Source organism: Streptacidiphilus sp. MAP12-20, from assembly GCF_041262525.1.
Taxonomy (GTDB): Bacteria; Actinomycetota; Actinomycetes; order Streptomycetales; family Streptomycetaceae; genus Streptacidiphilus.
This window is the reverse complement of record NZ_JBGCCK010000008.1, coordinates 214,688-238,732: the sequence shown is the minus strand read 5'-3', so window position 1 is coordinate 238,732 and position 24,045 is coordinate 214,688. Positions and strand designations below refer to the sequence as shown.

Annotated in this window: 46 protein-coding genes; 35 read left to right on the top strand and 11 right to left on the bottom strand. The window is 69.4% G+C overall.

Annotation, left to right across the window (positions count from 1 at the left end):
• Positions 1–2: 2 nt before the first annotated feature.
• The 4 genes from macS to ABIA32_RS13685 all read right to left on the bottom strand — a co-directional run bounded on the left by macS (position 3) and on the right by ABIA32_RS13685 (position 4,129).
• The gene (macS, locus tag ABIA32_RS13700; RefSeq protein WP_370094541.1) at positions 3–1,229 is read right to left on the bottom strand and encodes a MacS family sensor histidine kinase; all 1,227 of its coding nucleotides are present in this window, start codon (positions 1,227–1,229) and stop codon (positions 3–5) included.
• Between the two features lie 19 nt (positions 1,230–1,248).
• Entirely contained in the window at positions 1,249–1,965 is a 717-nt protein-coding gene (locus tag ABIA32_RS13695; protein ID WP_370094539.1) for a lysophospholipid acyltransferase family protein, read from the bottom strand.
• Between the two features lie 114 nt (positions 1,966–2,079).
• Positions 2,080–3,336: a hypothetical protein gene (locus ABIA32_RS13690; protein WP_370094537.1), complete on the bottom strand. Its 1,257-nt coding sequence runs from the start codon at positions 3,334–3,336 to the stop codon at positions 2,080–2,082.
• Positions 3,337–3,682: 346 nt separating this feature from the next.
• On the bottom strand, positions 3,683–4,129 hold the full coding sequence (locus tag ABIA32_RS13685) for a helix-turn-helix domain-containing protein (RefSeq protein ID WP_370094535.1): 447 nt from the start codon (positions 4,127–4,129) through the stop codon (positions 3,683–3,685).
• Between the two features lie 175 nt (positions 4,130–4,304).
• On the opposite strand from ABIA32_RS13685, the gene ABIA32_RS13680 reads away from it, so the two are divergent.
• The 25 genes from ABIA32_RS13680 (at position 4,305) to ABIA32_RS13560 (ending at position 15,316) form a co-directional block, all read left to right on the top strand.
• On the top strand, positions 4,305–4,559 hold the full coding sequence (locus ABIA32_RS13680; RefSeq protein ID WP_370094533.1) for a helix-turn-helix domain-containing protein: 255 nt from the start codon (positions 4,305–4,307) through the stop codon (positions 4,557–4,559).
• The gene (locus ABIA32_RS13675) at positions 4,543–4,788 is read left to right on the top strand and encodes a hypothetical protein (protein WP_370094531.1); all 246 of its coding nucleotides are present in this window, start codon (positions 4,543–4,545) and stop codon (positions 4,786–4,788) included. Before ABIA32_RS13680 ends, ABIA32_RS13675 begins: the two co-directional genes overlap by 17 nt.
• Before the next feature lie 84 nt (positions 4,789–4,872).
• The gene (locus tag ABIA32_RS13670; RefSeq protein WP_370094529.1) at positions 4,873–5,319 is read left to right on the top strand and encodes a hypothetical protein; all 447 of its coding nucleotides are present in this window, start codon (positions 4,873–4,875) and stop codon (positions 5,317–5,319) included.
• The gene (locus ABIA32_RS13665) at positions 5,316–5,696 is read left to right on the top strand and encodes a hypothetical protein (protein ID WP_370094527.1); all 381 of its coding nucleotides are present in this window, start codon (positions 5,316–5,318) and stop codon (positions 5,694–5,696) included. Before ABIA32_RS13670 ends, ABIA32_RS13665 begins: the two co-directional genes overlap by 4 nt.
• Complete coding sequence (locus ABIA32_RS13660) at positions 5,693–5,887, top strand: hypothetical protein (protein ID WP_370094525.1); 195 nt, start codon at positions 5,693–5,695, stop codon at positions 5,885–5,887. Before ABIA32_RS13665 ends, ABIA32_RS13660 begins: the two co-directional genes overlap by 4 nt.
• Positions 5,884–7,008 (top strand): AAA family ATPase, encoded by a 1,125-nt coding sequence (locus tag ABIA32_RS13655; RefSeq protein WP_370094523.1) that lies wholly within the window; start codon positions 5,884–5,886, stop codon positions 7,006–7,008. The genes ABIA32_RS13660 and ABIA32_RS13655 overlap by 4 nt, the downstream gene beginning before the upstream one ends.
• A complete protein-coding gene (locus ABIA32_RS13650) occupies positions 7,005–7,550 on the top strand; it encodes a hypothetical protein (RefSeq protein WP_370094521.1) in 546 nt (181 codons plus the stop codon). Before ABIA32_RS13655 ends, ABIA32_RS13650 begins: the two co-directional genes overlap by 4 nt.
• Positions 7,547–8,053: an RNA polymerase sigma factor gene (locus ABIA32_RS13645; protein ID WP_370094519.1), complete on the top strand. Its 507-nt coding sequence runs from the start codon at positions 7,547–7,549 to the stop codon at positions 8,051–8,053. Before ABIA32_RS13650 ends, ABIA32_RS13645 begins: the two co-directional genes overlap by 4 nt.
• Before the next feature lie 70 nt (positions 8,054–8,123).
• On the top strand, positions 8,124–8,423 hold the full coding sequence (locus tag ABIA32_RS13640) for a hypothetical protein (protein ID WP_370094517.1): 300 nt from the start codon (positions 8,124–8,126) through the stop codon (positions 8,421–8,423).
• Positions 8,420–8,596 carry a hypothetical protein gene (locus tag ABIA32_RS13635; RefSeq protein WP_370094515.1) on the top strand — a complete coding sequence of 59 codons (177 nt, stop codon included), beginning with the start codon at positions 8,420–8,422 and terminating at the stop codon, positions 8,594–8,596. The genes ABIA32_RS13640 and ABIA32_RS13635 overlap by 4 nt, the downstream gene beginning before the upstream one ends.
• On the top strand, positions 8,593–8,985 hold the full coding sequence (locus tag ABIA32_RS13630; protein WP_370094513.1) for a hypothetical protein: 393 nt from the start codon (positions 8,593–8,595) through the stop codon (positions 8,983–8,985). The genes ABIA32_RS13635 and ABIA32_RS13630 overlap by 4 nt, the downstream gene beginning before the upstream one ends.
• On the top strand, positions 8,982–9,866 hold the full coding sequence (locus tag ABIA32_RS13625) for a hypothetical protein (RefSeq protein WP_370094511.1): 885 nt from the start codon (positions 8,982–8,984) through the stop codon (positions 9,864–9,866). Before ABIA32_RS13630 ends, ABIA32_RS13625 begins: the two co-directional genes overlap by 4 nt.
• Before the next feature lie 10 nt (positions 9,867–9,876).
• Positions 9,877–10,050 (top strand): hypothetical protein, encoded by a 174-nt coding sequence (locus ABIA32_RS13620; protein ID WP_370094509.1) that lies wholly within the window; start codon positions 9,877–9,879, stop codon positions 10,048–10,050.
• Positions 10,047–10,280 (top strand): hypothetical protein, encoded by a 234-nt coding sequence (locus tag ABIA32_RS13615; RefSeq protein ID WP_370094507.1) that lies wholly within the window; start codon positions 10,047–10,049, stop codon positions 10,278–10,280. The genes ABIA32_RS13620 and ABIA32_RS13615 overlap by 4 nt, the downstream gene beginning before the upstream one ends.
• A 95-nt stretch (positions 10,281–10,375) precedes the next feature.
• A complete protein-coding gene (locus ABIA32_RS13610; RefSeq protein ID WP_370094505.1) occupies positions 10,376–11,452 on the top strand; it encodes a hypothetical protein in 1,077 nt (358 codons plus the stop codon).
• On the top strand, positions 11,449–12,069 hold the full coding sequence (locus tag ABIA32_RS13605) for a hypothetical protein (RefSeq protein ID WP_370094503.1): 621 nt from the start codon (positions 11,449–11,451) through the stop codon (positions 12,067–12,069). The genes ABIA32_RS13610 and ABIA32_RS13605 overlap by 4 nt, the downstream gene beginning before the upstream one ends.
• Entirely contained in the window at positions 12,066–12,266 is a 201-nt protein-coding gene (locus ABIA32_RS13600) for a hypothetical protein (protein WP_370094501.1), read from the top strand. The genes ABIA32_RS13605 and ABIA32_RS13600 overlap by 4 nt, the downstream gene beginning before the upstream one ends.
• Complete coding sequence (locus tag ABIA32_RS13595; protein WP_370094499.1) at positions 12,263–12,580, top strand: hypothetical protein; 318 nt, start codon at positions 12,263–12,265, stop codon at positions 12,578–12,580. The genes ABIA32_RS13600 and ABIA32_RS13595 overlap by 4 nt, the downstream gene beginning before the upstream one ends.
• Complete coding sequence (locus tag ABIA32_RS13590; RefSeq protein ID WP_370094497.1) at positions 12,577–12,903, top strand: hypothetical protein; 327 nt, start codon at positions 12,577–12,579, stop codon at positions 12,901–12,903. Before ABIA32_RS13595 ends, ABIA32_RS13590 begins: the two co-directional genes overlap by 4 nt.
• Before the next feature lie 102 nt (positions 12,904–13,005).
• On the top strand, positions 13,006–13,227 hold the full coding sequence (locus ABIA32_RS13585) for a response regulator transcription factor (protein WP_370094496.1): 222 nt from the start codon (positions 13,006–13,008) through the stop codon (positions 13,225–13,227).
• Positions 13,224–13,490, top strand: coding sequence for a LuxR C-terminal-related transcriptional regulator (locus ABIA32_RS13580; RefSeq protein ID WP_370094494.1), 267 nt, complete (start codon positions 13,224–13,226; stop codon positions 13,488–13,490). Before ABIA32_RS13585 ends, ABIA32_RS13580 begins: the two co-directional genes overlap by 4 nt.
• Positions 13,491–13,510: 20 nt before the next feature.
• On the top strand, positions 13,511–13,933 hold the full coding sequence (locus ABIA32_RS13575) for a hypothetical protein (protein ID WP_370094492.1): 423 nt from the start codon (positions 13,511–13,513) through the stop codon (positions 13,931–13,933).
• Positions 13,930–14,226, top strand: a complete 297-nt coding sequence (locus ABIA32_RS13570; RefSeq protein ID WP_370094490.1) for a hypothetical protein — start codon at positions 13,930–13,932, stop codon at positions 14,224–14,226. The genes ABIA32_RS13575 and ABIA32_RS13570 overlap by 4 nt, the downstream gene beginning before the upstream one ends.
• Positions 14,227–14,229: 3 nt before the next feature.
• Positions 14,230–14,436 (top strand): hypothetical protein, encoded by a 207-nt coding sequence (locus ABIA32_RS13565; protein ID WP_370094487.1) that lies wholly within the window; start codon positions 14,230–14,232, stop codon positions 14,434–14,436.
• 88 nt (positions 14,437–14,524) lie between these two features.
• Positions 14,525–15,316, top strand: a complete 792-nt coding sequence (locus ABIA32_RS13560; RefSeq protein ID WP_370094486.1) for a hypothetical protein — start codon at positions 14,525–14,527, stop codon at positions 15,314–15,316.
• Positions 15,317–15,670: 354 nt separating this feature from the next.
• Here ABIA32_RS13560 and ABIA32_RS13555 read toward each other — a convergent pair whose 3' ends face one another.
• Complete coding sequence (locus ABIA32_RS13555; protein WP_370094484.1) at positions 15,671–16,159, bottom strand: hypothetical protein; 489 nt, start codon at positions 16,157–16,159, stop codon at positions 15,671–15,673.
• A gap of 882 nt (positions 16,160–17,041) precedes the next feature.
• Between ABIA32_RS13555 and ABIA32_RS13550 the strand changes: the two genes are divergently transcribed.
• A complete protein-coding gene (locus ABIA32_RS13550; RefSeq protein WP_370094482.1) occupies positions 17,042–17,194 on the top strand; it encodes a hypothetical protein in 153 nt (50 codons plus the stop codon).
• 67 nt (positions 17,195–17,261) lie between these two features.
• Here ABIA32_RS13550 and ABIA32_RS13545 read toward each other — a convergent pair whose 3' ends face one another.
• From ABIA32_RS13545 to ABIA32_RS13525, 5 genes are read right to left on the bottom strand one after another with little or no spacing between them, the layout of a single operon-like run.
• Complete coding sequence (locus ABIA32_RS13545) at positions 17,262–17,459, bottom strand: hypothetical protein (RefSeq protein ID WP_370094480.1); 198 nt, start codon at positions 17,457–17,459, stop codon at positions 17,262–17,264.
• Positions 17,456–17,689: a hypothetical protein gene (locus ABIA32_RS13540; protein WP_370094478.1), complete on the bottom strand. Its 234-nt coding sequence runs from the start codon at positions 17,687–17,689 to the stop codon at positions 17,456–17,458. The genes ABIA32_RS13545 and ABIA32_RS13540 overlap by 4 nt, the downstream gene beginning before the upstream one ends.
• Positions 17,686–18,552: a Ku protein gene (locus tag ABIA32_RS13535; RefSeq protein ID WP_370094476.1), complete on the bottom strand. Its 867-nt coding sequence runs from the start codon at positions 18,550–18,552 to the stop codon at positions 17,686–17,688. The genes ABIA32_RS13540 and ABIA32_RS13535 overlap by 4 nt, the downstream gene beginning before the upstream one ends.
• Positions 18,553–18,595: 43 nt before the next feature.
• Entirely contained in the window at positions 18,596–18,859 is a 264-nt protein-coding gene (locus tag ABIA32_RS13530; protein WP_370094474.1) for a hypothetical protein, read from the bottom strand.
• Between the two features lie 43 nt (positions 18,860–18,902).
• Positions 18,903–19,301, bottom strand: a complete 399-nt coding sequence (locus ABIA32_RS13525; protein WP_370094473.1) for a hypothetical protein — start codon at positions 19,299–19,301, stop codon at positions 18,903–18,905.
• Between the two features lie 99 nt (positions 19,302–19,400).
• Here ABIA32_RS13525 and ABIA32_RS13520 point away from each other — a divergent pair, with 99 nt between their 5' ends.
• From ABIA32_RS13520 to ABIA32_RS13510, 3 genes are all read left to right on the top strand, one after another.
• Positions 19,401–19,925, top strand: a complete 525-nt coding sequence (locus ABIA32_RS13520) for a hypothetical protein (protein WP_370094471.1) — start codon at positions 19,401–19,403, stop codon at positions 19,923–19,925.
• Positions 19,926–19,988: 63 nt separating this feature from the next.
• Complete coding sequence (locus ABIA32_RS13515; protein WP_370094469.1) at positions 19,989–20,177, top strand: DUF6011 domain-containing protein; 189 nt, start codon at positions 19,989–19,991, stop codon at positions 20,175–20,177.
• A gap of 219 nt (positions 20,178–20,396) precedes the next feature.
• Positions 20,397–20,540 (top strand): hypothetical protein, encoded by a 144-nt coding sequence (locus ABIA32_RS13510; RefSeq protein ID WP_370094467.1) that lies wholly within the window; start codon positions 20,397–20,399, stop codon positions 20,538–20,540.
• A 316-nt stretch (positions 20,541–20,856) separates the two neighbouring features.
• Here ABIA32_RS13510 and ABIA32_RS13505 read toward each other — a convergent pair whose 3' ends face one another.
• On the bottom strand, positions 20,857–21,192 hold the full coding sequence (locus ABIA32_RS13505; protein ID WP_370094466.1) for a helix-turn-helix domain-containing protein: 336 nt from the start codon (positions 21,190–21,192) through the stop codon (positions 20,857–20,859).
• 163 nt (positions 21,193–21,355) lie between these two features.
• Between ABIA32_RS13505 and ABIA32_RS13500 the strand changes: the two genes are divergently transcribed.
• Genes ABIA32_RS13500 through ABIA32_RS13475 form a run of 6 tightly spaced genes read left to right on the top strand, consistent with a single transcriptional unit; the run spans position 21,356 to position 23,963 of the window.
• Positions 21,356–21,547, top strand: a complete 192-nt coding sequence (locus ABIA32_RS13500; RefSeq protein ID WP_370094464.1) for a hypothetical protein — start codon at positions 21,356–21,358, stop codon at positions 21,545–21,547.
• Positions 21,547–21,786 carry a hypothetical protein gene (locus tag ABIA32_RS13495; protein ID WP_370094462.1) on the top strand — a complete coding sequence of 80 codons (240 nt, stop codon included), beginning with the start codon at positions 21,547–21,549 and terminating at the stop codon, positions 21,784–21,786. The genes ABIA32_RS13500 and ABIA32_RS13495 overlap by 1 nt, the downstream gene beginning before the upstream one ends.
• On the top strand, positions 21,786–22,616 hold the full coding sequence (locus ABIA32_RS13490) for a hypothetical protein (RefSeq protein ID WP_370094460.1): 831 nt from the start codon (positions 21,786–21,788) through the stop codon (positions 22,614–22,616). Before ABIA32_RS13495 ends, ABIA32_RS13490 begins: the two co-directional genes overlap by 1 nt.
• Positions 22,613–22,897 (top strand): hypothetical protein, encoded by a 285-nt coding sequence (locus tag ABIA32_RS13485; RefSeq protein ID WP_370094458.1) that lies wholly within the window; start codon positions 22,613–22,615, stop codon positions 22,895–22,897. The genes ABIA32_RS13490 and ABIA32_RS13485 overlap by 4 nt, the downstream gene beginning before the upstream one ends.
• Positions 22,894–23,442 (top strand): hypothetical protein, encoded by a 549-nt coding sequence (locus ABIA32_RS13480; RefSeq protein ID WP_370094457.1) that lies wholly within the window; start codon positions 22,894–22,896, stop codon positions 23,440–23,442. The genes ABIA32_RS13485 and ABIA32_RS13480 overlap by 4 nt, the downstream gene beginning before the upstream one ends.
• A complete protein-coding gene (locus tag ABIA32_RS13475) occupies positions 23,439–23,963 on the top strand; it encodes a hypothetical protein (protein WP_370094455.1) in 525 nt (174 codons plus the stop codon). Before ABIA32_RS13480 ends, ABIA32_RS13475 begins: the two co-directional genes overlap by 4 nt.
• Positions 23,964–24,045 lie beyond the last annotated feature (82 nt).

Here is a 24,045-nt window from a genome sequence, read left to right as displayed (position 1 = left end):
CGTCACAGCGTCTCCTGGTTGCGGCCCCGCTGACCCGGGACGGGCCTCGGCACGCGCAGCTCGACCTCCGTGCCCTGTCCGGCGGCGGAGAAGATCTCGGCGGTGCCGCCCAGATCCCGCAGCCGCCCGCGGATCGACTGCGAGACGCCGAGCCGGCCCTCGCGCTCCGCCTGGCCGAGCCGTGCCGGATCGACGCCGGGACCGTCGTCGCGGACGCTGACGATCACGGCGTCCGGCTCGTCCTCGACCAGGATCCAGGCCTGCGCCCGCTCGCCCACATGTTGCCGGACATTGTCCAGGGCGGCACCGACAGCCGCCTTCAGCTCCCCCGCCGTCCGAGCGGGCAGCAGCACCGGCGTGCCGGGCTGGGCGACGCTGACGCGGGTCCCGGAGAGCGGCGCCAGTAGCGCCCGCAGGTCCTGCGGCGCGTCCGGATCCTGCGCGGCGGCCGATCCGGACGGCCCGAGCGGCCCGACCGGTCCGAGGCCCTCCGCGATCAGGGCCCGCAACGCGACCTCCTGCTCACCGGCGAGAGCGGCGATCTCGCCGGCCTCTCCGCCCAGCTCGGTGCCGCGCCGCTTGACCAGCGTCAGCACCTGGAGCACCCCGTCGTGGATGTCGCGGGCCAGCCGCTCACGCTCGCGGGTGGCAGCCTGAATCTCCAGGGCGCGGGCGAGCGTCTCCTCGCTCTTCCTGGCCAGCTCGACCACGAAGCCGATGGCCACTCCGGCGAGCAGCAGCAGCACGATGTTGTGCAGGTTGGACGAGGTCAGTTTGGTGGCCTCGACGATGTTGGCGACGCCGACCACCAGCCCGGCGAAGGCGGCGGGCAGCCAGCCGCCGTACACGGCGAAGCCGAGCACGCTGCCCGCGGCCCTGATGGTCGGCAGCGTGACGTCGCCGCCGACGACCCACGCGTGTCCGTCGAAGGCCCGGGTCAGCAGGATGCCCGCGACGATCAGGGCCAGGTCCCCGGCGAGCCAGCGCCTGCTGCAGTTGGCCTTGGACCAGAAGACCTTGACCGTGCCGAGCGTCCAGGCGGCCAGCACGCCCAGGTAGATCCAGGCGCCGAGCTGGTTGGTGTAGTGCCACTCGTGCTCGGCGTAGCGACCGATGGCGTAGAGCATGGTGAGCACGCGGAAGGCGCTGACGGCGATCCACAGCGGCTGCTCGACGGAGAACGATCCCACCGTCCGCTGCCGCGACGTGCTGCTGCCGGTCCCGCTCATGCCTTCCCCCCGCTCATCCCTACGGCTGCTTCTTCTGCTGCTTCTTCGCGTCCTGGATCTGGCGCTTGGCGGCCGTCGCGTAGATGTCCACGTACTCCTGGCCGGAGAGGCGCATGATCTCGTACATCACCTCGTCGGTGACCGAGCGGAGGATGAAGCGGTCGTTCTCCATGCCGTGATAGCGGGAGAAGTCCAACGGCCTGCCGATCCGGATCCCGGGGCGGACGCCGAACTTGGGCAGCACCTGGCCGGGCGGCTGCAGCTTCTCCGTGTCGATCATCGCCACCGGGATCACCGGCGCGCCGGTGGCCAGCGCGATGCGCGCGACGCCGCCGACCTTGCCGCGGTAGAGCTTGCCGTCGGGCGAACGGGTGCCCTCGGGGTAGACCCCGAAGAGCTGACCGCTCTCGACCACCGCGATCCCGCTCTGGATCGCCGCCTCACCCGCGCCGCGCACCCCGGAACGGTCCACCGGGAGCTGGCCGACACCCTTGAAGAACGCGGCCGTCAACCTGCCCTTGATACCCGTCCCGGTGAAGTACTCGGACTTCGCGATGAAGGTGACCCGCCGCTTCGGGATCATCGCGGGAAGGAAGAAGGAGTCGGAGAACGAGAGGTGGTTGCTGGCCAGGATGGCCGGGCCCTCCTCGGGGATGTTCTCCATCCCCTCGACCCACGGACGGAAGAAGATCTTCAGCAGCGGAGCGACGATCATCTTCATCAACCGGTAGAACAAGCCCGACCTCCACGTTTACCAAACCGCACGCATCCTACGCTGCCCACCACGGGCCCCCTGCGGCCCGCGACACGCACGGATCGGACAGGCCGCCAGGAGGCGAACAGGAGACGATCACTCGCGAGCCCCCTTGGCGAGCGCCCGCTGCTTCTCCTTCTCGGACCGCTCCCAGCGCTTCTGAAGCATGCTCGCGATCCGCCTCTCCATGGTGACCGTCGCGTGCGAGTAAACGCCGTCGACGCCCTGTAGAAGATGGCCCATCCTCTCGTGCTTCGCTACCTCTGCGTGCTGGTCTTCGTCCAGCCACACCTTCTGGGCATGGCGCAGACCATGCGGCACGAGCGCCTCCATCCCCTCAACGGGCATGATCTCAGGCCGGGCGTACAGCTTGCTCGTCCTCGCGTCACTCCCCTCAACGACGGGGCGCCAGTACGTGGTGGAGAACTCCGTCAGGAGCAGGTTCACGCCGGACAGCGAGGGAAACACCCACTCCGAGTCGTGCGAGTCCAGCAGGAGCGCCAGCAGGTCAGCGAGGAAGACGGGGATCACGACGGTGCGCTTCGACCCGTACTTCGGCGGGCGAAGCACCGGCACCGCCGCCTCCTCGGGCGTCGGCCGCTCGTACAGGTACTGCCACTCCACCCGAATCGCCGGCAGGTCCCGGTAGCGCGCCGCCGCCTTGCGACGCTGCGTGCGGTCGGGGTCCGCGCCCGGCCAGAGCGGGTGACAGTACTCCCGTCGAAGTCCGTACATCTCCCCCTGCCGCAGGCCCGTATACGCCTTCGTGAGCATGAAGACATAGCCGGCGAGGTCCCAGACGACGCGGGCGTTGTCCGCGAGGAGCAGGGCCTGCACAGCGGTCGGGAAGACCGGCTCGTCCTTCTCCGGGCGCACGTACCGCCCACGCTTGCGGCGAGCTTGCAGAGGCGACGTCGGGATCAGCTTCTCGACCACCGCGTCGTCCATCAGCATCCTGAAGACACCGACGATGCCGTCCGCGTAGTTCCGGGAGTGAGCCGCGTACACGTCTTTGACCCACTTGCGGACCTCCAGCGGTGACTCGTGGATCTCCGCCATCGTCATGGTGCCCCAGCGGGGGTTCAGTTGGCCCCGAATACGTTTGTGGTAGCTGTAGGCGGTGTTCGGGATGACGTCGGCTGCCTCCAGCCATTTGGCGGCCCACGCTTCGAACGAGATTGCCCCGTCGCGGTCGTCGTAGAACCTTCCAGCACGGATGTCAGCTTCCTGGTCGCGGCCCCAGTCGAGTGCCTCCTGTCTGGTGGCGAAACCGGGCTCCCAGGCCCAGGTTCCGTCCGGCCGCTTGTAGCAGACGCGCCAGTCGTCTTTGCGTCTCTCGGCGTAGGCCATCATGCCTCCGGGCATCGGCGTGCCGACCCTTTGGGGCCGGCACCCGATCACGAATTTGACTCAGAAGCTGGGCAGCCGCCGCACGATAGGCAGTCAACTCCCTGCGCTGCCATCGCCTGGCGGACCTTGGCCCGCAATGCCTCATCGGTGTGGACGCGCGGTGAGACCACGCACAGTCGGGCGCCACCGACAACGGCCGACCAGCAGTAGAACTGCGGGCCAAAGTCCGCAGTCTGGCACACGTGCATTTGCGCTCCCCGATGAAGGAAGCATCCCCAAGCGGTTCGATCCTCGCAGACTGTGACGGCATATGCCACAAGATGCGACGAGAAAGTGCGCCTAACTTCCGCTAGCTACTAGACGATGCGCCTGTCTGCGGGTCGTCAGGAAGCACGCCACGTCGGCGCAACTCTTCGATGACCCGGTCGCCGATCGCCCGAATCTGGGTTCCCGTCAGGTCGGGGGCGGTGGTGATGACGGCGTCCTGAACCGCGGTCCTGAGCGAGTCCTCCGCGTCGGGCAGACGCGTGATTCGGACGTCGCCTGTGACCTCGCTCGCGAGGGGATCGTCCGTGCTGCCGTTGGCGATTGCCAGGCTCGTGCCTGGCGGCCAGTGGAGTACGGCGTCCACCTTCGCGTAGCTGGTGTCGCGCACCGGGAGCCCGTCCTGGATGCGCTTCCAGGTGACGTTGCTCATGCCGGCGCGGCGCGCCGCCTCGTCCTTGGAGATGCCGAGCTGTGCGCGCCGAGACGTGACCAGTCGGCCCAGTCGCTTGAGGTCTTCGGCGGTTCCCATGGCCCACATCATGACAGGACCGCGCAGGAACATCTAGGAACTGTCCTGAGCTGGCCGAATTCACATCGATGAGTCGATAAAGCTTCTAGCATCTCCTGCTAGGTTCTGCTTGCAATCTGACACAGATGCTAGAAGCTACTAGACAGACCTGCCATGACCTACTAGATTCTTGGCCATGCCCAACCGACCCACCGTCACGGTGGACGGCGCGGCGATCCGTCAGCTCCGCATGCTCGCTGGCTGCGAAATGGCCGACCTCGCCGACCGAGTCGGAATCACCCGCAGCTACCTGTCCCGCATCGAGACCGGAACTCGTCGCCAAGTCCGACCACGCGTCTATGCGGCGCTGCGCACGGCTCTCGAAGCCAGCGACCAACAACTTCTCGCAGACCACGAGAACGGAGGCGAACACCATGAGCGCCACCCCTGAGGACTTCACTGACGTGGAGGAGACCTCCCGCCGACTCGGCATCGGCAAGCGCCGACTGCGCGACGGCGCGAACCACCAGGGCTACCCGCACCACCGCTTCGGCAACCGGCTGATGTTCAGCGCGCAGGACCGCGCCGAGATCGCCGATATGCACCGCCACGGCGGCCGAGTTGCGCGCCGGACCCAGCGCCGCCCGTTGGCGCGAACCGCCGCCCGCGCGGCGGCCTGAAACGAGGCGGGCCACCCGCCAGGTCGTACCCCGGCAGATGGCCCTGATCACACCCCATCGCTCTGACCTCCCAGAGGAGTAGGCATGATCGCCGATCACCCTACCGACACCCCCAGTCTCACGCCGAGGGCGCAGGCCGCCGCTGCGCTCGCCCGGCTCCTGCTCCGCCACCCGCACATCGCCGACAACCCGCTCTTCGACTTCCAAGTGAACGTCAGCGGCGGGGTGCTCGGCACGGCCGGGGTCGACGCGGACGGCGCGCTCGCCGCGATCCACGAGATCGCCGGCGTTCTGGGCCTCCAGCCGCAGGTGTCCCGCTACGCCAAGCGGGACGGCACCCCCAGGGTCTCGCTCAGCGCCCATGGCGAGTTCGACGGCGCGCAGTGGGACTGCGTGGCCTATGTCCGGGCCGACGCGTACGACTTCGACGCGTTCACCCGCTCGCACTCGACGGACCCGACGGAGTGGTCGGAGGCGGAGCGCGCGGAGTACGCGGCGCTCGCCCAGTCCCGGACGGCGGTTGCCGCATGAGCGCCATCACCGCCACCCCGCAGGCCACCGGTCTCGCCGTCGAGCTCCACCTCGACGCCGCCCTGCCGCAGTTCCTCGACCTGCTGGCCTCAGCGTTCGATGACGACCCGGAGACGGTGGCTGGCCTGCTGGTTGACCTCGCTCAGGTCCGCCGCGAGCTGGCCCAGGCGCAGGAGGACGCGGAGCGGCGCGACATCGCGGACTGCGTGACGGAGTCGCTTGGCGCTCAGGTGGACCGGTTGCACCAGGACTTGACGGAGCAGCTCAGCGAGCACGTCACGGTCGAGCTGAACCACCGCGAGGTGTGCGACCTGTCGGCCCAGTTGATGGGTGCCGCGCGGCGGACGCTCGTCGGCCGGTTGGGGCGTGCGTCGTGACGATCCTGACCTGCCACTGCACCGGCATCCGGCACGCGATGGACGGCGACGACCGCCGCCGCACGCGCAACTCCCTCGATTCGGCCCGCGAGCGCGGCCTCGACAACGCCGCGCACTACGAGGCCCGCCTCCAGCAGTGCCCCACCGCCCGCGCCACCACCAGCACCGCCGCCGAGGAGCCCTCGCGATGAACTTCAGCTTCACCCCCGCCACGCGCCAGCAGTCGAAGGCCCGCATCGCGCTGGAGGGCCCGTCCGGCAGCGGCAAGACCTTCACCGCGCTGACCCTGGCGACCACGATGGACGACCGCGTCGCGCTGATCGACACGGAGCGCGGCTCGGCCAGCAAGTACGCCGTGGGCAAGAACGGCCAGGGCTTCGCCTTCGACACCTTGCAGATGACGAAGTTCGACCCGCGTGACCTCGTCGGCGCGCTGGCCGCCGCCGGGCAGGCCGGGTACGGCGCGGTCGTTGTCGACTCGCTCAGCCACTTCTGGATGGGCATCGGCGGCATGCTCGAACTCGTCGACGCCATCGGCAAGCGCGGTGGCGGAGGCGGCAATTTCGGCGGCTGGAAGGAAGCACGTCCCTTCGAGCGCCAGATGATCGACGCCCTGCTCGCCTACCCCGGGCACATCATCGTCACGATGCGCACGAAGGCCGAGTGGGTCATCGAGGAGGACGCGCGGGGCAAGAAGCAGGTCCGGAAGATCGGCACGAAGGCCGAGCAGCGCGAGGGCCTGGAGTACGAGTTCGACATCGTTGGCGACCTCGACCAGGAGAACACCCTCGTCATCTCGAAGACGCGCTGCCCGGAGCTGACCGGCGGGGTCATCAACCGTCCTGGCGAGGATCTGGCGGCGACGGTGCTGGAGTGGCTCGCCGACGGCTCCAGCGTCCCGGCCGTTGCCGAGCTGGTCGCGGCCTCGCAGGACCCGAACCTGACGTTCGAGGGTGCGCGGGAGCTGCACCAGAAGGCGGAGAGGTACCGGCTCCTCGGTGCGGCGATCCTGCACCCCGTGACGGGTGAGCCGCTGACGTTCGGCCAGCTCATCACCGAGCGGGGGCGGGCTCTTCGCGCGGCGTCCGCGCAGCCGCAGACCCCGGCGCGGCCGCTCGCCAGCGTCCCTCCAGGCGGTGCAGAGCAGCAGGCCAGCGCACTCGACGAGTTGCGCACAGCTGCGTCTGCCGCCGGGATGACCCCGCAGGACCTGGAAGAGGGCTTCCAGGCGCAGTATGGCAAACCGACAACCGAGGCCGCCGACGAGCAGCTGCGCGCGATGACCGCGACCCTGACACGGGGTGCGGCGTGAGCAGCCTTCCCGACGCGGTCACCCGCGAGGCCGTGCTCAAGACCCTCCTCGACGTGATCGACACCGAGTACAAGACGGTCCGGATCGAGGTGCAGCAGCTCCTCGACGAGGCCGCCGCGAGCAGCGGACTGAACGGCGCGGACGCGAAGCTCCCCGATGGCACGAAGGTCGCCAAGGTCAGCATCAGCGAACCGAAGCCCGCCGCCGTCGTCACAAACCAGGTCGCGTTCCGGGACTGGGTCCGCGAGCACCACGCCCACCAGCTCCACTCCCAACTCGTCGTCGAGGTCCGCCCGGCGTTCGCCACCGCGCTGCTCGGCGAGATCACCGCCGCCGGAGTGCCGGAGTGGTGCGACCGAGAGACTGGTGAGGTCCACACCGTGCCCGGCGTCGAGATCAAGGCGACCCGTGCCCGCTCGCACTCGGTGCGGTTCGAGAAGAGCGGCCGCGCCGACGTGGCGGCCGCGTGGCGGGCTGGCCAGCTCGCCGACCTCGTTACCCTCGCGCTCCCCACCGGTCCAGCCGGGGACGGTGCCGAGTGAGCAGCATCGACTGGGCCAGCGTCTACGCGGAGCACTACGACCGCGTCTTCCGGGTCGTCTACCGGCGGGTGTCCGCGAACCGGCCACTCGCCGAGGACCTCACCCAGGACACCTTCACCCGCGCGATCCGCGCCCAACGGCAGTGGACGGACGACGGCCGAGGCATCGGCCCGTGGCTGACCGTCATCGCCTGCAACCTGTGCACCGACCACTTCAAGTCCAGCCGCATGCGCCGGGAGGTGCCGGTCGCAGACATGCGCGACCACGACCGGACCATCGGCTCCGCCGAGGACGCCGTGATGACCGCGCTGAAGGCCGGCGAAGTACGACAGGCCATGGCGATGCTGACCAGCGGCCAGCGGCAGGCCCTGTTCCTCCACTACTGGGCGGGCTGGCCAGATCAGCGGATCGCCGCCGAAATGGGCTGCCTCGTCGGCGCCACCAAGACGCTCAAGTATCGCGGCCGCCAGAACCTCGCCGTACAGCTCGCGCCCGCCGCCTGACCGGCCGGGGCCACCCCCTCGCGCGGCCCCGGCCCCCACCCCACCACTTCCCCTGTAGAAGGGAGCCGACGTGTTCGGCTGGAAGAAGCGCGCACGCGAGCTGGAGACCCAGCTTGCTGCGGCAGTGCGGAAGATCGCGAGCTTCGACTCGCTGATCCGCACCCACGAGTACAACACCCGCACCGCCCTGACCCGCCGCGACCTCGCGGACACCCGCACCGCCGCGCTGCGCTCCGAGCTGGTGAAGGCGAAGGCCGCCAACCAGCGACTGCGCAGCGCCAACGCCGCGCTGGAGCGGCGCCTCGCCGCCCGCGCCGCAGGCAGCGGCCCGACCGACATGCCGGGCCAGCGCAAGGACGGTGCGGCATGAACCAGCAGGTCATCAGCGTCCTGGCGGGCCTCGGCACCTTCGGCCTCTTCGCCGGCATCGTGCGGGTACTGCCGCGCCGCTGGACCACACCCACGCCGCCCACGCCCGCCCCGTTTCTGCACCAGGGCGAACCCCACCAGTCCCTCAACTGCCGGAACGGAGAAACCCGATGAAGCTCATCGACAGGCTGTGGGGCCGCACCGGCGCCCACCGCCGCACGCGGGAGATGTGGGCGGCGCTCGAGGAGCGGACCGCCGAACTCGAGGAGCTGCTCGACGACTCCGGCCCCTGGTTCGAGTCCGCCGACGACCTGATCCGCCGCCTCGTCGACGAGCGCGACACGAACGCCCGCCTCGCCCGCGCGGCCGCCGCCGAGCTGGAGGAGCAGCGGGAGCGGACCCGCCTCGCCGAGGCGGCCGCGACCCGGGCCCGGACCGAACTCGCCAACGCCCGCTCCGTCAGCGTCCCGGCCTGGGGCGGCGAGCGCACCGTCGAGACGCCACGTCCACCCATCCCCATCCGCGTCATGACGCTGGCCGACGCCTTCGGCGGCACCCGATGACCGACCTGCTGGAAGCGCACCCCACGGGGCAGGCCACCAGCACCGGGCACCGCGTGCTCCCCGCCAGCGTCGCCGGCCATCCGCGCAACTGCCGCTGCCTGGAGTGCTGCGACCTCGCCGCCGCCTGGGCAGCCAACCGCCGTCGCCAGCTGGCATACGGCACCTGGCAGCCCTTCATCGATGCCGAACCCGTCCTCGCCCACATTGAGGCCGTTCACGACTCCGGCATCGCCTACCGGCAGATCGCCATCCAGGCTGGCCTCACCCTGTGGGAGCTCCACCTGATCCGTCGCGGCGACCACGCGAGCGTCCGGCCGAAGACCGCCGCCGCGATCCTCGCGGTGAAGCCCGACCCGCGCGGCTTGGACCCCAAAGCGTTCCTGCCGCCTCGTGGCGCGGTCCGCCGCCTCCAGGCCCTGAGCGCACACGGCTGGCCGAAGACCGAGCTGGCCTGGCGATGCAACCGGTCCCGCGACAGGCTGAGCGCCATTCTCAGCTCGCCGTTCGTGTGGGCATCCACGCACCTCGCGATCGTCGAGCTGTACGAGGACCTGCACGACCAGAACCCGGTCCGTCATGGCGTCGAACCCTGGCTTGTGCAGCGCGGCGTGAGGTACGCGCGGAAGCACGACTGGGCGCCGCCGTCCGCGTGGAGCGACATCGACGCAGACGAGCATCCCGCGCCGAGCGTCCAGTGGGCCGTGCGATACGCCAAACCCGTTCCCGGGGAGGGCAGCGAGGCGCTGCTGGAGCAGGTCTGCGAGCTCGCCGATCAGGGCGAGGTCCGGGCCGCGATCGAGGCCCGCGTCGGAAGGTCCTGGGGCACCATCACCACCGCGTTCAACCGCGCCGGGCTGTCCGTCCCGGCGGTGGCTGCCTGATGGATCCGCCGTGACGCTCCTGGACTGGCGCACCGGCCACTGGGCGGAGGCGGCGGCACCTTGCCGATTCTGCTGGCAACCCACGCACCTGCGCGACGACTACCGCCGCCCCGCCCACAAGGTCTGCGCCGAGCAGCACCCGCAGAAGACCGCCGAACCGCCGCAGAGAGGCCGATCCCGATGACCGACCACCGCGCCGAGGCCGTCCGCCTCCTGGCCCTCGCCGAGGGCGCCTACCTCGACACCTCGAACGACGCGGCCGAGCGCGAGCACTACGAGACCAAGGACGACTGGCTCCGGGTCGTCGAGTACGAGCTCGAGGCGCGCCAGAAGTCCATCCGCGAGGCTCAGATGCTCGCGCAGATGGCCACCGCGCACGCCCTCCTCGCCCAGCTCCCGCCGACCGAGGGCTGAGCCACGTGACGATACCGCGCCCGCCGCCTGGCCGTTCTCAGCAGCCCCGCGCCCGACAGGCCGCTGACCACACCTCACCCCTGGAGCACGACCCGATGGCACGAGCACACGGCCGGACCCTGGCCAGCATCTGGGAAGACCCGGACTTCCTCGCGCTCACCATGGCGCAGCAGCGCCTGTACCTGTTCCTGATCAGCCAGCCGAATCTGAACCACGCCGGGCTGCTCCCGCTCACCATCAAACGCTGGTCGTCGAAGGCCGGCGACCTAACCGCAGACGAGCTCCGCTCGCAGCTGGCGGCCCTGGAAGCGGCCCGGTTCGTCCTCGTCGACGACGACACCGAGGAACTGCTGATCCGGACGTTCGTCCGCAACGACGGCGTGTGGAAGATGCCGAAGGTCATGGGCGCGATGGTCTCCGGCGCGCAGGAGATCTCTTCGCATCAGCTCCGCCGGGCACTGCTCGACGAGATGGACCGTATCCCGCTGAACGAACTCAGCGACGTGCCCGGCCCGAAGCTCCCCTCGCCGAGGCAACAGATCCGCGATCACATCGCCGTCCTGCGCCGGACCATCACGCCGCCGGAGCCCACTCCGCCGAACCCGCTTCGGAACCCTTCCGCAGCCCCCTCCGATACCCCTGCCGATCCCCTCGTCAACCCCTCGGGAACCCTTTCCGAGGCCCCTGCGGAACCCTCTACGCACGCGCACGCGTGCGCATCACACGCGCCTTCCCCTGCCCCTGCCCCTACCCCTTCCCCTACCACCAAAGAGAGCGCGGGCGCGCGCGAACCGGAACCGGCCCGATGCCGGCCTGACGGCCGTCACCTCATCCCGGACGACTTCACGCTGACCGACGCAATGCGGCGCTGGGCCGCCGCCACCTTCCCGGGCCTCGACCCCGACTACGAGACCCAGCAGTTCATGAGCCACCACCGAGCCGAAGGCGGCCGCCGCCGCTCCTGGCCCGACGAGTGGCAGAAGTGGATGCGCCGCTCCGCGAAGTACGCCAGCGACCGCGCCAACCGCCAGCCCCCGCTGCTCCAGGTGCACCACGGGGGCATCCCCGCCACCGCCGGAGGCCGCCCACTCCCGGGAACCGACACCACCGTCGCCGGATGGCTCGCCCTCGCCAACCAACTCGCCGACACACCGCAGGAGAAGCACGCATGACCCCCGACGAAGCCGGACAGCTCCTCGCCCGCTGCGCCGTGTTCGACAACCGCAAGCCCTCCCAGATCGCCATGCAGGGCTGGGCCGTCGCCCTCGCCGAGGTACCTCTCGACGCCGATGCCTTCGCCGCAGTCGCCCGCTTCTACGGCGCCACCAGCGGCGACACCGGCCAGCGGTGGATCCAGCCCCACCACGTCCGCCACCACCGCGCCGAGATCCGCGCTGCCCGCATCCGCGAAGCGAACCTCGTCTACGACGGCACCCCCGACGAGACCGGCCGCGAGTCAGCCAAGGGCTTGCGGCAGCTGATCCGCGCCGCAGGCGACGGCCGCATTCCTGCCCAGCCGATCACCGCCGCGCTCACCGCCGGTACGGGTCGCCCCTCGCCCGAGCTCATCGCGCAACTCGCCGACGTCGGACGCGACATCTACGCCGAGGCCGCCCCGAAGACGCCCCCGGCGGGGCAACCGTTCTTCGGCGTCAACGCCCTCGGCGTGCCCTGCCCGCACTGCCTCGTCCCGGCCGGCCAGCTCTGCAAGTCCCGCCGCCAGCCGAAGCGCGCAGACGTGCACCCCTCCCGTCTCGACGCCGCCCTCGCCGCGCGGGCCGCGACATGACCGGCCGCCCCATGCCGCCCGAGGCCCGGATCGCCATCGCGGCCGCCATGCCCAGCTACCGGTCCATGCAGCAGCCCGAACGCTCCGTCGCGTGCACCCGCTGCCACGCACAACCCGGCACCGCCTGCACCAGCGCACGCGGCCGCCGCCGCAACAGCTCCCACACCGAACGCGTCATCGCCTGGAGGAACTCGTGAGGCTCTCGAGTCACGGCCTGGGCCTGTGCGTCACGTGCCGCCAACCCGTCCGCTGGTCCATCACCGCCGCCGGAAAACGCCAAGCCCTCAACCCCGACCCCGACGAGCGGGGAAACACCGTGGCCTTCTGCGACGGCCTCGGCGTGTGGCGCTCCCGCCGACCCACCACCGAACTCCCGCAAGCCGCACACGAACGCCTGTTCATGCCCCACGCCGCCACCTGTCCGAACCAGCGCGCCGTCCCCGAGCACCGACTCCCCGCAGGCGTCGTGTCCCTCGCCGCCCGCCGCCGCGCGAAGCGAGCACGCCGATGACCGAGACCAACACCGTCACGCTCCTGACCGTGCTCATCGCCGTCATCGGGTTCATCACGTGGTGCCGCGCCACCGCCGCTCTCAGTGAAGCGGAGCGCCAGACGAATGCAGACGTCGGGCTGATCGAGCAGCGCGGCGAAGCCATCACGCCCGAGGGCCCCTTCGCCGCCCAGCGACTCGACACCGAGCAGCTGCTCATCAGCCCGGATCAGCGCGCTTGGGAGGTCGACGAACTCGAAGCCCTGTGGGCGTCGAGCGGCGACGTGCAAACCGATCTACGCGCCGACCCCGGGCCGAAGCCGAAGCCACCAGAGCCCTCCTGACGCCCCCGCAGATGATCACCCGGGCGATCCCCGCCGAAGCACCCCGCAGGCCGCCAGACGATCACACAGCCCCCACGACGACACCACACACCCGGAGCCCCGATGGCCACCAGCACCCCACCGACCGGCAGCCCCGTCACCGACCGCGAACGCCAGATCCTCCAGCTCGTCGCCGAAGGCCAGTCCAACCAGCAGATCGGGCAGGCCCTCGACCTGTCGCCGCTCACGGTTAAGAGCCACCTCGCCCGCATCACCAGCCGGTACGGCACCCACAACCGAGCCGGCCTCGTCGGCGTCGCGTTCCGCCGCGGTGACCTCCGGTGAGCGCCGACCTGACGGAGCGGGAGCTCGCCGTGCTCCTGGCGGCCGCGTCCGGCATGTCGCAGCGAGAGACCGCTGCCCAGCTGCGCATCGGCCGCACCAAGGCCCGGCGCATCGCCGAAGCCGCCACCAGGAAGCTCGGCGCCGCCACCCTGCCCCACGCCGTCGCCCTGGCCATCCGCGAACACCTCATCGACACCGGCGAGATCCCCGGCCGCAACGACCTCCCCACCCCTCACCAGCCCACCGGAGACAACCAGCCGTGACCGACACCTACACAGAGGCCATGACCCCAGCCCCGCAGCCCGAACTTCGCGAACGCCTCGCCAACGCCCTCCTCAGCATCAGCGAACCCGAACTCGCCGGCCTCATCGCCACGGCCGGCCTCGCCGCGGTCTACACCGAGTGGGAGCGCACCCGCGTCGACCTTGCCATCCAGGAGGACGTCGCGCGGGCCATAGCGCTCCGGATCGCGCACCTCACGGACGAGGCCCGCCGCTGGAAGCGCCGCTGGGCAGGAGCCGTCGCCCAAGCCCGCAGCGAGCACGCCGACTCGGAACAGTTCAGCGAGGCCGTCAACCGGTTGATGAACGCTCGCGCCGAGGATCAGCGACTGATCCAGGAGCTCCGCTCCGAGCTGGCGGACTACCAGCTGGCCGACAGCGAACGTCAGGGCGCCGAGCAGCGCACGTCGGAGACCAACCCGTGAGCCGCCCGAACCCGGAGGCGCTGCTCTGGCCCGGTGTCAGCATCACCGCGGTCGGCGCCCTCAGCTTGGCCATCCCGCTGCTGATCCTCGGCTTCGCGCTCATGGCGGTCGCCGTCGGAACCGGCAGCGTTCGCGCCGCCCGGCAGGTCCGGAGCTGGTGGCGCAGGCCCACCTGGCGCGAGCAGGTTCTCGCCGCAGTCGACGACCTCCGGGACGAGCTGATCGACGCCGAGCTCGCCGAACTGCTCCACGCTCCGCTCAACCCCACCAGCCAGAACCACGAGGAGCGCTGACTCGTGGCCATCGCCCTGTTCGCGCTCTACCTGATCGGCGTCGTCGGGTTCACCCGCCACACCTCCGACCAGCTGAAGGACCTGTCGACCACGATCGGGCGCGCCGCGAAGAGCAGTCCGGCGCTCGCCGGTCTGGTCGCCGCGATCGTCGTGGGCCTGTGGCCCGTGGTACTTCCCCTCGGCGCGCTCCTGACCAAGCGCCGGCCCTGACTTCCGCGTAGGGGCGCGCCTTGCCCGGCCAAGGTTCGGGCGCGCCCCCGGCAGTGATCACCGTAACCCCACCAACCAGGGAGACCACGTGAGCACCGCCGACACCCGCAACACCCTGAAGCTCCTCCGCGACCACCTCGGAGACCTCAAGGCCGCGCAATACACCGACCCCAACCCCGTCTGGCCCCCGCAACGCCTCACCACCGAGATGTGGGCCATCCGCGACCAGGAAGCCGCCGCCGAGCGTGCCGAGCGCAACGAGTACGCCCTCGGCGACGCCCCCGCCCCAGTCCTCAACCTCACCGCGATGGAGACCTTGCAGCACGTCGAGGCCGAACTCCTCGCCCTGGCCGACATCGTGGCGAACACCTGCCAGCGGCCCGTGCCCACGCTCACGGTCAAGTCCAGCCCCATCGACATCCTCCGGGCCAGGAACGACCACACCGACCCGCGCCGCTGGCACTACAACGCCAGCTGGAAGCAGGGCGCGCACTGGGCCGCGGTCTACGTGGACGGCCGCCTGGCCGACGAGGACGTCTGGGAGCCCGACTCGCTGTTCCTGCCGATGCCAGACCGCACCCGCCGCGAGGCAGGCGAGGTCATCCGGGACTGCTGGCAGCGCACCGCCACCATCCTCGGCATCGGCGACCGCCGCGTCACAATCCCCGACCGGCCGTGCCCCTGGTGCGGCGGCGTCCTGATCCTCCACCAGCCCGCCGACGAGTCGCCGTCGATCACCTGCCAGACCGGCACGGACTGCACCGCCCCCGTCACCCGCGACCAGCGCGGACGCGCCGTGTGGGACTGGCTGCACCTCGGCGCGCTGGTCAACGCCCTCGACGCCCTCGAGCGCGGTGAGGGCAACCTCCTGTCGGAGTAGTTCATTGGCCTCACTTCGATTAGACCGTAGGGGTGCCTACGGAACCATTCCGATTCCGCTCGCACCGCCTTCTTGAGGCCTAGCCTGGCTTTCTTCGATGCGTCCGGAGGCATGCTCACGAAACCGATAGACTTCACGTCTACTAAACCGATCAACTTCCGATAGGACAGATACAGCGACGTTCTTTACTCTTATCCTGGCCCAGGGACTGGAAGCCATCACCGTGACAACCGTGGCACCCCCTACAAGCAAGGCCGTCTCGCCGCCATGACGGAAGTGACTAACATGTTCTCCGGGAACCCTATTTGGTTTTCGCCACGGTCGCCAAACTCGAATCTTTGGCATTCTCACTCCCTAGCGCACGAAGCTCAGCACCACGATCGATGCCATCTGAACTACCAATAGGATGATGCAAAGATCGTAGGACCCCGACATTTCATTCAGCGTCTTATCATTCGCTTCGGCGGAGACCGCCAACGCGAACACAAGCGTCGCCTTCGCATCCGCGCAAGTGCCAGGTTCGTATTCCAGGATCGCTTTAGGATCAACCCCGACGTGCCAATCGGTCGGCCCCAGAATGGAGAAGCTAAAGTATGCGACCAGGACCAGTAGCAGAATGACTAGGGCAGCAAATGCCTTTCCGGGAATTGCCGAATGCGCGACGTGAAATCGCCCGAGGGCCGCCCCGAACGAAGTGCCCAAAGCGGAAACGGCCAAGAGGCCGCCCGCCCTTGTTCTTAGACTGTCCAGCATATTGCCCTGCTGATCCAGGATTCGGACCGCAGCATCCAGGGCCAGGTCGGTTACAGCTTTCCTATGCTCGGAATCGCATGGCGTGTTCACAATGCACCTTCGCAATTTTGTCTGCGTCTTGCATTTCAGAAATAGTGAGCACCGGCCACTTCTAGGATGCAACACACTCAGCATGTCGGCATCTCCGCAACACGCCCAGCCACAGGTCGCGTCGGATCGTGGCCTCCGCGCGAAGCAGCCTCGGCTATATCGTCGTCAAGCCCGACCCCCGCCGGCCCGACGGCGGCGCCTCCCGCCCCGCCCTCGGCCGACTCCGCCACGACGGCCGGGTTCAGCTCGGCGAGTATGAGCAGCGGCTCGCCCGCTCCGTCGGGCCCACAGAGCAGGCCACGCAATCCTCGACGCCAGCCCTGACGCCACGGCGAGCTGACGACAAGCTACGCGATCTCCTGATCAGGCCGCCCGGCAGAGAGGCGCCCAATGGCGCAGCGGGAGCTGGTAAAGTGGAGTACCGCTTACTTCGATGGTTTCACTGTCAACGTAGCGCCCGGGTGCCTTGAGTCTCAGCGGGCTCAGCTTCTTCTCCGGGTGACTACGCCATTTCGCTATGCGAAAGGCGCAGTCACCTTGCTTTTTTTGATCTTGCTCGCTTGCGCTCCGATGCTCCTGATCCTCGTGATCGGAGCTGTGCTCGTGACCGCCGTACTGCGTTGCCGACGACGGGACATTCCCCGGGTCGTCAAGGCCATGCACTTGAAGACTCGCCTCGACTGGCGGAGCCATCGCCAGAAGAAGTGAGAATCGAGAGCCCCAGTCGCATTTCCGGCTGGGGCTCTCTGATGTTGAAGTGACTTCGGTCACGCCGATTGATCACTTCAGGTCACACCCTCTCTATGCGTAGTCTCGACGCCAGGTCAACTGTCAGTGCTGGCTGGGACTCTGGCCGCACAAATGATCGAGAGAGGAGGAACCGTGAGCAAGAAGCAGAAGGCAATCCTGGTATGGGCCGTAACCCAGGCCGCGGACGTGGCGATCCAACGCCAGGGCAAGAAGATCAACGCCCCGCAGTGGCAGATCGAGATCGCGAAGGTCGTCATCGCCATCGCGATCGCCGCGGCGATCTGACAGTGAAGCCCGGCCCCGCGGTCATCGGGGCCGGGCTTCTCGCCGTCGTCATTCTGCCCGACGCTGTTCACGGCCATTCCTCCGGTCCGCCGTCGTGCCAGGTGATGCCGGCGACGCCGTACACGTCGTGCTCTTCGAGGAGCACCAGCAGACCTATGAGGCTGACCGCGACGCCGATGTCCTCGCCGTCGACCTCAACTACGCGGCCGACGGGGTGTCCGGGCCCCGATTCGATGCCCCAGACGGTGACGTGGTGTCCGGTCACCCGCCCTCCAGGATCGCCCTGTACCAGCCGCTGCATTCGGGGCAGAGGGCCTCGGGCGGCACCGTCTCGATCTGGTTCATGGGGACGGTGGCGGCCACGGGGCTGAGCAGCTGGTCGCAGACGCTGGTGAACTTGCCTGCGCGGGTGATGTGCCAGACCACGGTCTCCTCGTCGGCGAACGGCTCGTGGCGGTGTTCGACGCGGAGTTCGTAGTCGGCGGGCGAGATCACGACGCCTTCCTTGGTGCCCGCTTCTTCGCCGTGGTCTTCTTGGCCGGCGCGGCGTCTCGTCCGGCTTGGGTTTCGGCGATGGATGCCTGGAGTGCGGCCATGAGGTCGAGGACCGGGGCTTTGGCCGCGCCGGTGGTCACGGTCTCGTGGGCGGGCTCCAGGTCGTTGGCGCGGGCCCGGAGGGCGTCTTCAAGGGCGACGACGTACGCGTCCTTTTCGGCGTCGAGGTCGTAGCCCTCGGACTTGCTGTCCATGAACTGGCGGGCCATCTTCAGCTCGGCCGGGTGGAGTTCTTCGTCAGCGGGCGCGCCTTTGATGCCCTCAGCACTGCGGATCTCGTCGGGCCACTTCACGGTCTGAAGGATCAGCAGGCCGTCCCGCTCGCGGAGGATCGCCAGGGACTCACGTCCACGGAGCGCTACCTTGGTGACGGCGACCTTCCCGGACCCGCGCATGGCTGCGGCGAGTAGCTTGTAGGGCTTCGCCGGGGCCTTGTCGCCAAGCCCCACGAAGTATGGGGAATCCCAGCTCAGAGTGTTGATCGAGGTCTCGTCCACGAATGCGTGGACGTCGATGACGTTCTTGCTGGGGAGCGGCAGCTGCTCCAAGTCCTCGTCGGTCAGGACAACCATGCGGCCGTCCGACGCCTCCCAGCCTTTCGCGAGTTCTCCGTATTCGACCTCGCGGTCCTCGGCGATGCAGTACCGCTTGTTCCGCACTCGGCCCGAGTCCGCGCGGTGGTACTGGTGCATCTCCGGGCCGGAGTGGGACTCCGTGGCCGGGTACAGCTTGACCGGTACGGCGACCAGGCCGAAGGTGATCGATCCGGTCCACGAGGGCTTGATCGCGATGGGCTCTCCCATGACTTCACGCTAAGCCTGGGTGGCCAGCTCGGCAGGTCGATCTTCAGCGGCCGTGGAGCAGCGACACCACCGTGATCGCCGTCGCCACGGCAGCCCCCAGCCCGGAGAGGATCGCCGCGCCGTTGAAGGTGATCGGGAGTCCCGGATGAGCGCCGAGCCCGTCCTGCCAGGTCCGGAACGCTACTCCGAAGAGGACCACGGTGACGAAGGCGAGTACGCCCCACATGGTCCAGATCTGGCCCGTGGTGAGGCTGCCGAGGTGCAGCGTGCCGATGGGCTTCACGGCGGCGAGGGGCAGGTGGTTCACGCGTGCAGGTTACGCGACCGCTTATACGGCAGGGCTGGTCGGCCTAGGAGAAGTCCACGCTCCTCGGGACCCATCTGACCCCGGAGAGGGCGTCTTCGACGAGCTGGACCTGCTTGTGCAGGGCAGCGAGTCGGGCGCCCTCCTGCTTGTACTGCTCCAGCTTTTCCTCGATCTGGTTGGGTTCGAAGTGGTCGGCGAGTTCGACGCGGGCGCGGCGGTAGGCGTCGCGGAGTCCGGCGAGGTGGGCTTCGACGAGGTAGCGGACGTCGCGGGCGAGCATGAGTGGCGCGCGGCGGTAGATCTGACCGGAGAGGCCGTCGCGCCAGGCGCCGGGGGCGTGGTCGATGAGCCACTTCGAGGCGGACTTCTCCCAGTCGGGCAGACCGGGGCCGGCGACCTGGGTGGGCCAGTCGGCTGGGAGCGTGGGCTTGAAGTCGGACACGTGTTCGAGTGAAGCACTACGGAGGACGCCGTACCAGCCGCTCCGGCGCGCACCCTCCGTCCTCCCGGGCGGAGAATGGAATACGGCAAGGGAGCCGCGATGCCCTTCTACCTGCGCGCGCACCTGGGCCCGATCGGCTGGAGCACCCGACTGGGCAGCTCACGACGGCCATCACAGCAGGGCAACGGCTGCGCGTGGATTACGCTCGCCACGGTCGCCATCGGCGTCCTTGTTGCGATCATCCGGTGGTGGTACATCTCGCTGCCGATCATCCTCGTCCTCGGTAGCCTCTTGGCTTTGTGGATCGCTTCCATCAGACGTGAAGCTGTGAAGCCGCCTGAGGAAGACTTCGAGCTCTTGGTCAAACTGAAGGCCGATACCTCAGCGCCCCAGTCCACTCCTCCACCTCTCCAAAACACCGCGGTCAGCCAGCCGTCCGCTCTGATCGTCGTGCAGGGGCCGCAACCGCTGAACTGGCGTGACCACGTGACGTTGCGCGAGGTACGCGATGACGTGCCCTACTACGAGCTCAAGGCGTCATCCGTGGAGATGGCCGAACAGATACAAGCCCTGATGGAAGCAGACGGCTGGAGCGTGACGATCGAGCGGTTCACAGGACACTGAACCGATCCGGCTTGAGTTCAGGCCCAGTCTGCCGCGCTCCGATTGCCGCCCTACGCTGACCCCGTGACCGACACCCCGCTGCCCGGCCTCGCCATCGAGCCCGACACCGAACAGCTCGTGCGCTGCACCGGCTGCGGCCGACCCCTGCGCGACCCCACCTCCCGGGCCCGCGGCCACGGCCCCGTCTGCACCGAAGTCCGACTACCAGAGCCACCGCGCGGCGAACAGGCTGAGACGCTGCCCGGATTGTGAGCCGCACACGCGCGATGCAGCGTGCCCCCGTCGGCCTACGTCGTCAGACTTGAGACGAATGCCTCGATCGGGGGGCCAAAGCAGCTGATAGTCACTTAGCAGCTTTGTGCGACGCTAGAGTTATGCGTGGTTGACGACGATCGCCGCCCGGATGTGCCGCTTGCTCATCAGGGGCAGCGGCGGGCTCTCGACAGAGGGCCTTGGCGAAAGGGGTCAGCCGTGACCAGCAAGTGCAACCGCAAGAAGCACCGGCCGCCCGACGGCGAACACCGGCCCTGGTGGGCCTGGCTTGTCCGCAGCACGGCCGAAGGCTTCTTCGTGGGCGTCGCCGAGGTGGTCGCCGTAGTGCTGCTGAGGCACTAGGTGGAGGGTGAAGGCATGAACGACCGGGCGAGGGTTGCGAAGAGCAGCCCGAGCGATTCCTAAGCGGTCGGGCTGCTCCGCCTGGCAAGGGTGGGGGGCCGGTCCTGGCAGACCGAGCCCCTCACGCCACGTCAGGGCGCGACAGCGTGAGCTGTCGACTCTTAATTTACAGACTAGCTCAGGAATGCACCCCGGCGGCATTCTTGCAGATTCCGAGCCCCAGTTTATGTGTCAGCTTGGATGCCGGACTTCCCATAAGCCCAGGTCACTGGCTGTGCGGTCGGCAACCTCTGGCTCCGGCTCCAAAAGTGCGGCGCTACAGCTTGCCGGCCGTGCCATCGCCGCGCTCGGCGCCGCCGTCTTGCCGCGAGGAGTCCTGACTCTTTGGCCGCGAGGACCATGAGCGCGAATAGCCGCGCAGGATGTCCTGAACGGTGCCCAGCGACACCCCGACCTCGGCTGCGATCTTCCGCAGCGAGACGCCGTCATCGCGGAGAGCGACGACGCGCTGCTGCCGTTCTGACTGCCACCGCTTGTTGCGCGCGGCCTGAGCCGCCATCACCTCGCCCATCGCCCGCACTCGCTCACTCGGGTCGGCGATCGACTCCACCGCATCGAGAGCATCCGACACCCGTTTCGTCTCCTCGCTCACCCTGGAGGCCCTTCTTCGGGCGGTCCGCTTCCATTGAGTGTATGGAGTCCATACACTCAGAGGAAGGCAGCCGCATGCTGCCGACATAGAACGGCCCCGACCACTCGCCTAGGAAACGTTGGTCGGGGCCGGCCAACCATCCCGACATCACCGGGAGGCCGACATGGCTGATCGTACGGGCGCCGCGCGCCCAACCCCACCCCAACTGCGCATTCGCCTCGTCGGAGCGCCCGACGAGGTCGACATCGCCGTCCACCGACTCCGCAGCGCCTTCGCCACGATCGAGGCCGACAAGCCGAGCACGCTCATGTACGACCCCGAGCTGGTCCGAGTCCACGTCAAGGCGGTGCTGTGATGGCCCTGTTCGGCCTGTTCGGCAACGACCGCACGATGGCCAGCAGCACCTACGCGGGCCGGGAGTCTGCCAGTGCCCGCCAGCAGCGGAAGGCCGCCGAGCGCGAGACCGTGCGCCGCGCCAGCGCGGTCCGTGGACACCGCCGCGCCGCGACCAAGCTCGACCGGCAGGTCGCCGCCGCCGAGGACAACAACCGCCGCGCCGACTCCGCGCCCCAGCGCACCCGGAGGTGGTGGTGATGAAGACGTTCTGGCCCGTCCGCATCGCCCGCGTCCTCGGCTGGACCGTGGTCCTGGGTGCTGCCTTCGCGTTCACGACCTGGTCGCTCTTCTCCGTCGCGCACGGCCGCTACGGCGTGCCCGCCGTCCTGTCCGGGTTCGCTGGCGCGGTCTACGACGGGGCTGCGCTCCTCGCCCTCGATGCCTGGTCGTCGGCGGCCGCCGATCCGCGCCAGTCCACGCTCCGGCCCCGCATCGTCGCGGTCGCCCTGCTGACGACGAGCATCTATCTGAACGTCACCCACGCCACGTGGCAACACCAAGGCCCACCTGCCGCCGTCCTGTTCGCAGCGCCGGGCATGGTGCTGTGGGCGATGGCGGAGCTGCGCCTCGGCGCCCGTCACGCCTCCGCGCGGCATCAGCTCGGCCTCGGTTTCGCACCCCGCCGTGCATACGGCGTGGATGCCTGGGTGGTGCGACGCGGCCGCGCGTGGCGGGCGTACACGGCGCACCTAGACGCGCGCCTCGACCACGCCCTCCCCGCCGCAGAAACCGCCCGGGAGGTGCTGCTAGGCCGCGAGCTGGAGGCCGGTGATGCGGACCTGATGCGCGGTGATGCGCCGCAGGTCAGCGGCCCACGCCCGGCGACGCTCGCCGCCGCGATCATGGCCGCCGCATCAGCGATCGGCGCTGATGCGCAGCCCGCCGACATCGCCGAGCTGATCGGCCGGAACCACGGCCTGGACCTGGACCTGGCCTACGTCCGGACCGTGCTGTCCCGGGCGAAGAAAGACACCGACGGCGAGCCGGACCATCAGCCGGCCCCCGCGAAGAACGGCCCCTACCTGTGACAACTTCCGACACCGCGTCCCGGCCCGGCCGGGGACTGCTCTTCCACGCCACCGCCGGGGCCGCCGCACTCATGCTGCTGCCGTGGTGGCATCGCGTGCTTCACGTCGGCGGCGACGAGTACGGCGGCGCGTGGGCGCTGGCCGGCCTCGCCTGGTGGCTGCACCACCGCCGCCCGACCTGGCTCCGCCACGCGCTGGTCTGCTCCGCCGTCGCGGGGGCGGTCACCGACCTGCCGGTCCTCCACGACTCCGTCAGTTGGCTGACGGGAGCCGTCTGGTGAGTACCACCGTGGGCGGCGCGCTGTTCGGGCTGATCGCGGCGCTGATCGTACTGCTGCCCTGGTACCGGAAGTCCGGCGGCGGCGCGGCGAAGGTCGACCTGGCCAAAGGCGGCCCGCCGAAGAGCGCCGGGCGGGGTGGCCGGAACTGGAAGCAGCTCGGCCCGTTCGGCTTCGCGTTCGCCATCGGCACCCTGTGCTCCCTGTGCTCGGGCGGCCTCCTCGGGGCGATGGCACACCAGCTCGGCAACGGCAGCAGCAGCATCGGCTCCAATGTCCTCGCGGTCCTGACCGGCGCGGCTTCCCCGGCGGTTGCCCGGCACGCGCAGCAGCGGCTCACCGCAGGCGGCGCGGTGGTCCTGGTCCTCCTCGTCGTCGGGGCGATCGTGTGGTGGCGCGGCTCCGGCCGGGGCATGCACCGCGACCTGCTCTGCGGCATGCTGTCGGGCGTCACGCTCGGCCCGACGGCCGGGATCGGCGGACTCGCGGCGGTGGCGTTGTCGCCGGTCGTCGATCAGGTCGGCGGCTGGCTGGTGGGCCTGCTGTGAACTGGCTCCGACGCCTCTCGGCGCGCGTGTACGACGGCAGCGTCGTGATCGGCTGGCGGGTCGCGCGCTGGCCGTGGGCGACCGCCGAGGGCGGCAGCCGTTTGGGCCGGCTGATCGTCCTCGCGGTGATCGGCAGCTTGTCGTGGCGAGTGCCGTGGCTGTTCTGCGCGTGCTGGGCGTTCGCCGCGTGGCGCGCCGCACCGCTGGAGCCCGAGCGCGCGCCCGAGCCGACTCCGACGCCGCAGAGCCCGGATGAGTTGTACCTGCGGCTCATCCTCGGTCACATCGGCGATGAGACCGGCATCCACCTCGCCGATCTGCTCCCCGCGATCCAGCAGGCAGAGGAAGGGCTGGAGCACATGACGCGGGACGACCTCCGCGACCTGCTGGCTGCGCTCCGCGTACCGGTTCGGGCGCAGCTGCGCGTCGGCGTGCGCACCGGGGTGGCCGGAGTGCACCGCGACGACGCCGCTCAGGCCCTCGTGGCGTACCTGGCTCGCGCCCCCTCCCCCGAGGCGTAGCCCCACCCGTAGGAGCGGGCGTAGTCGCAGGTCGTAGCGCCTTGTAGGCCCGCCGTAGGACCCCCGTAGACCCCGATGTAGA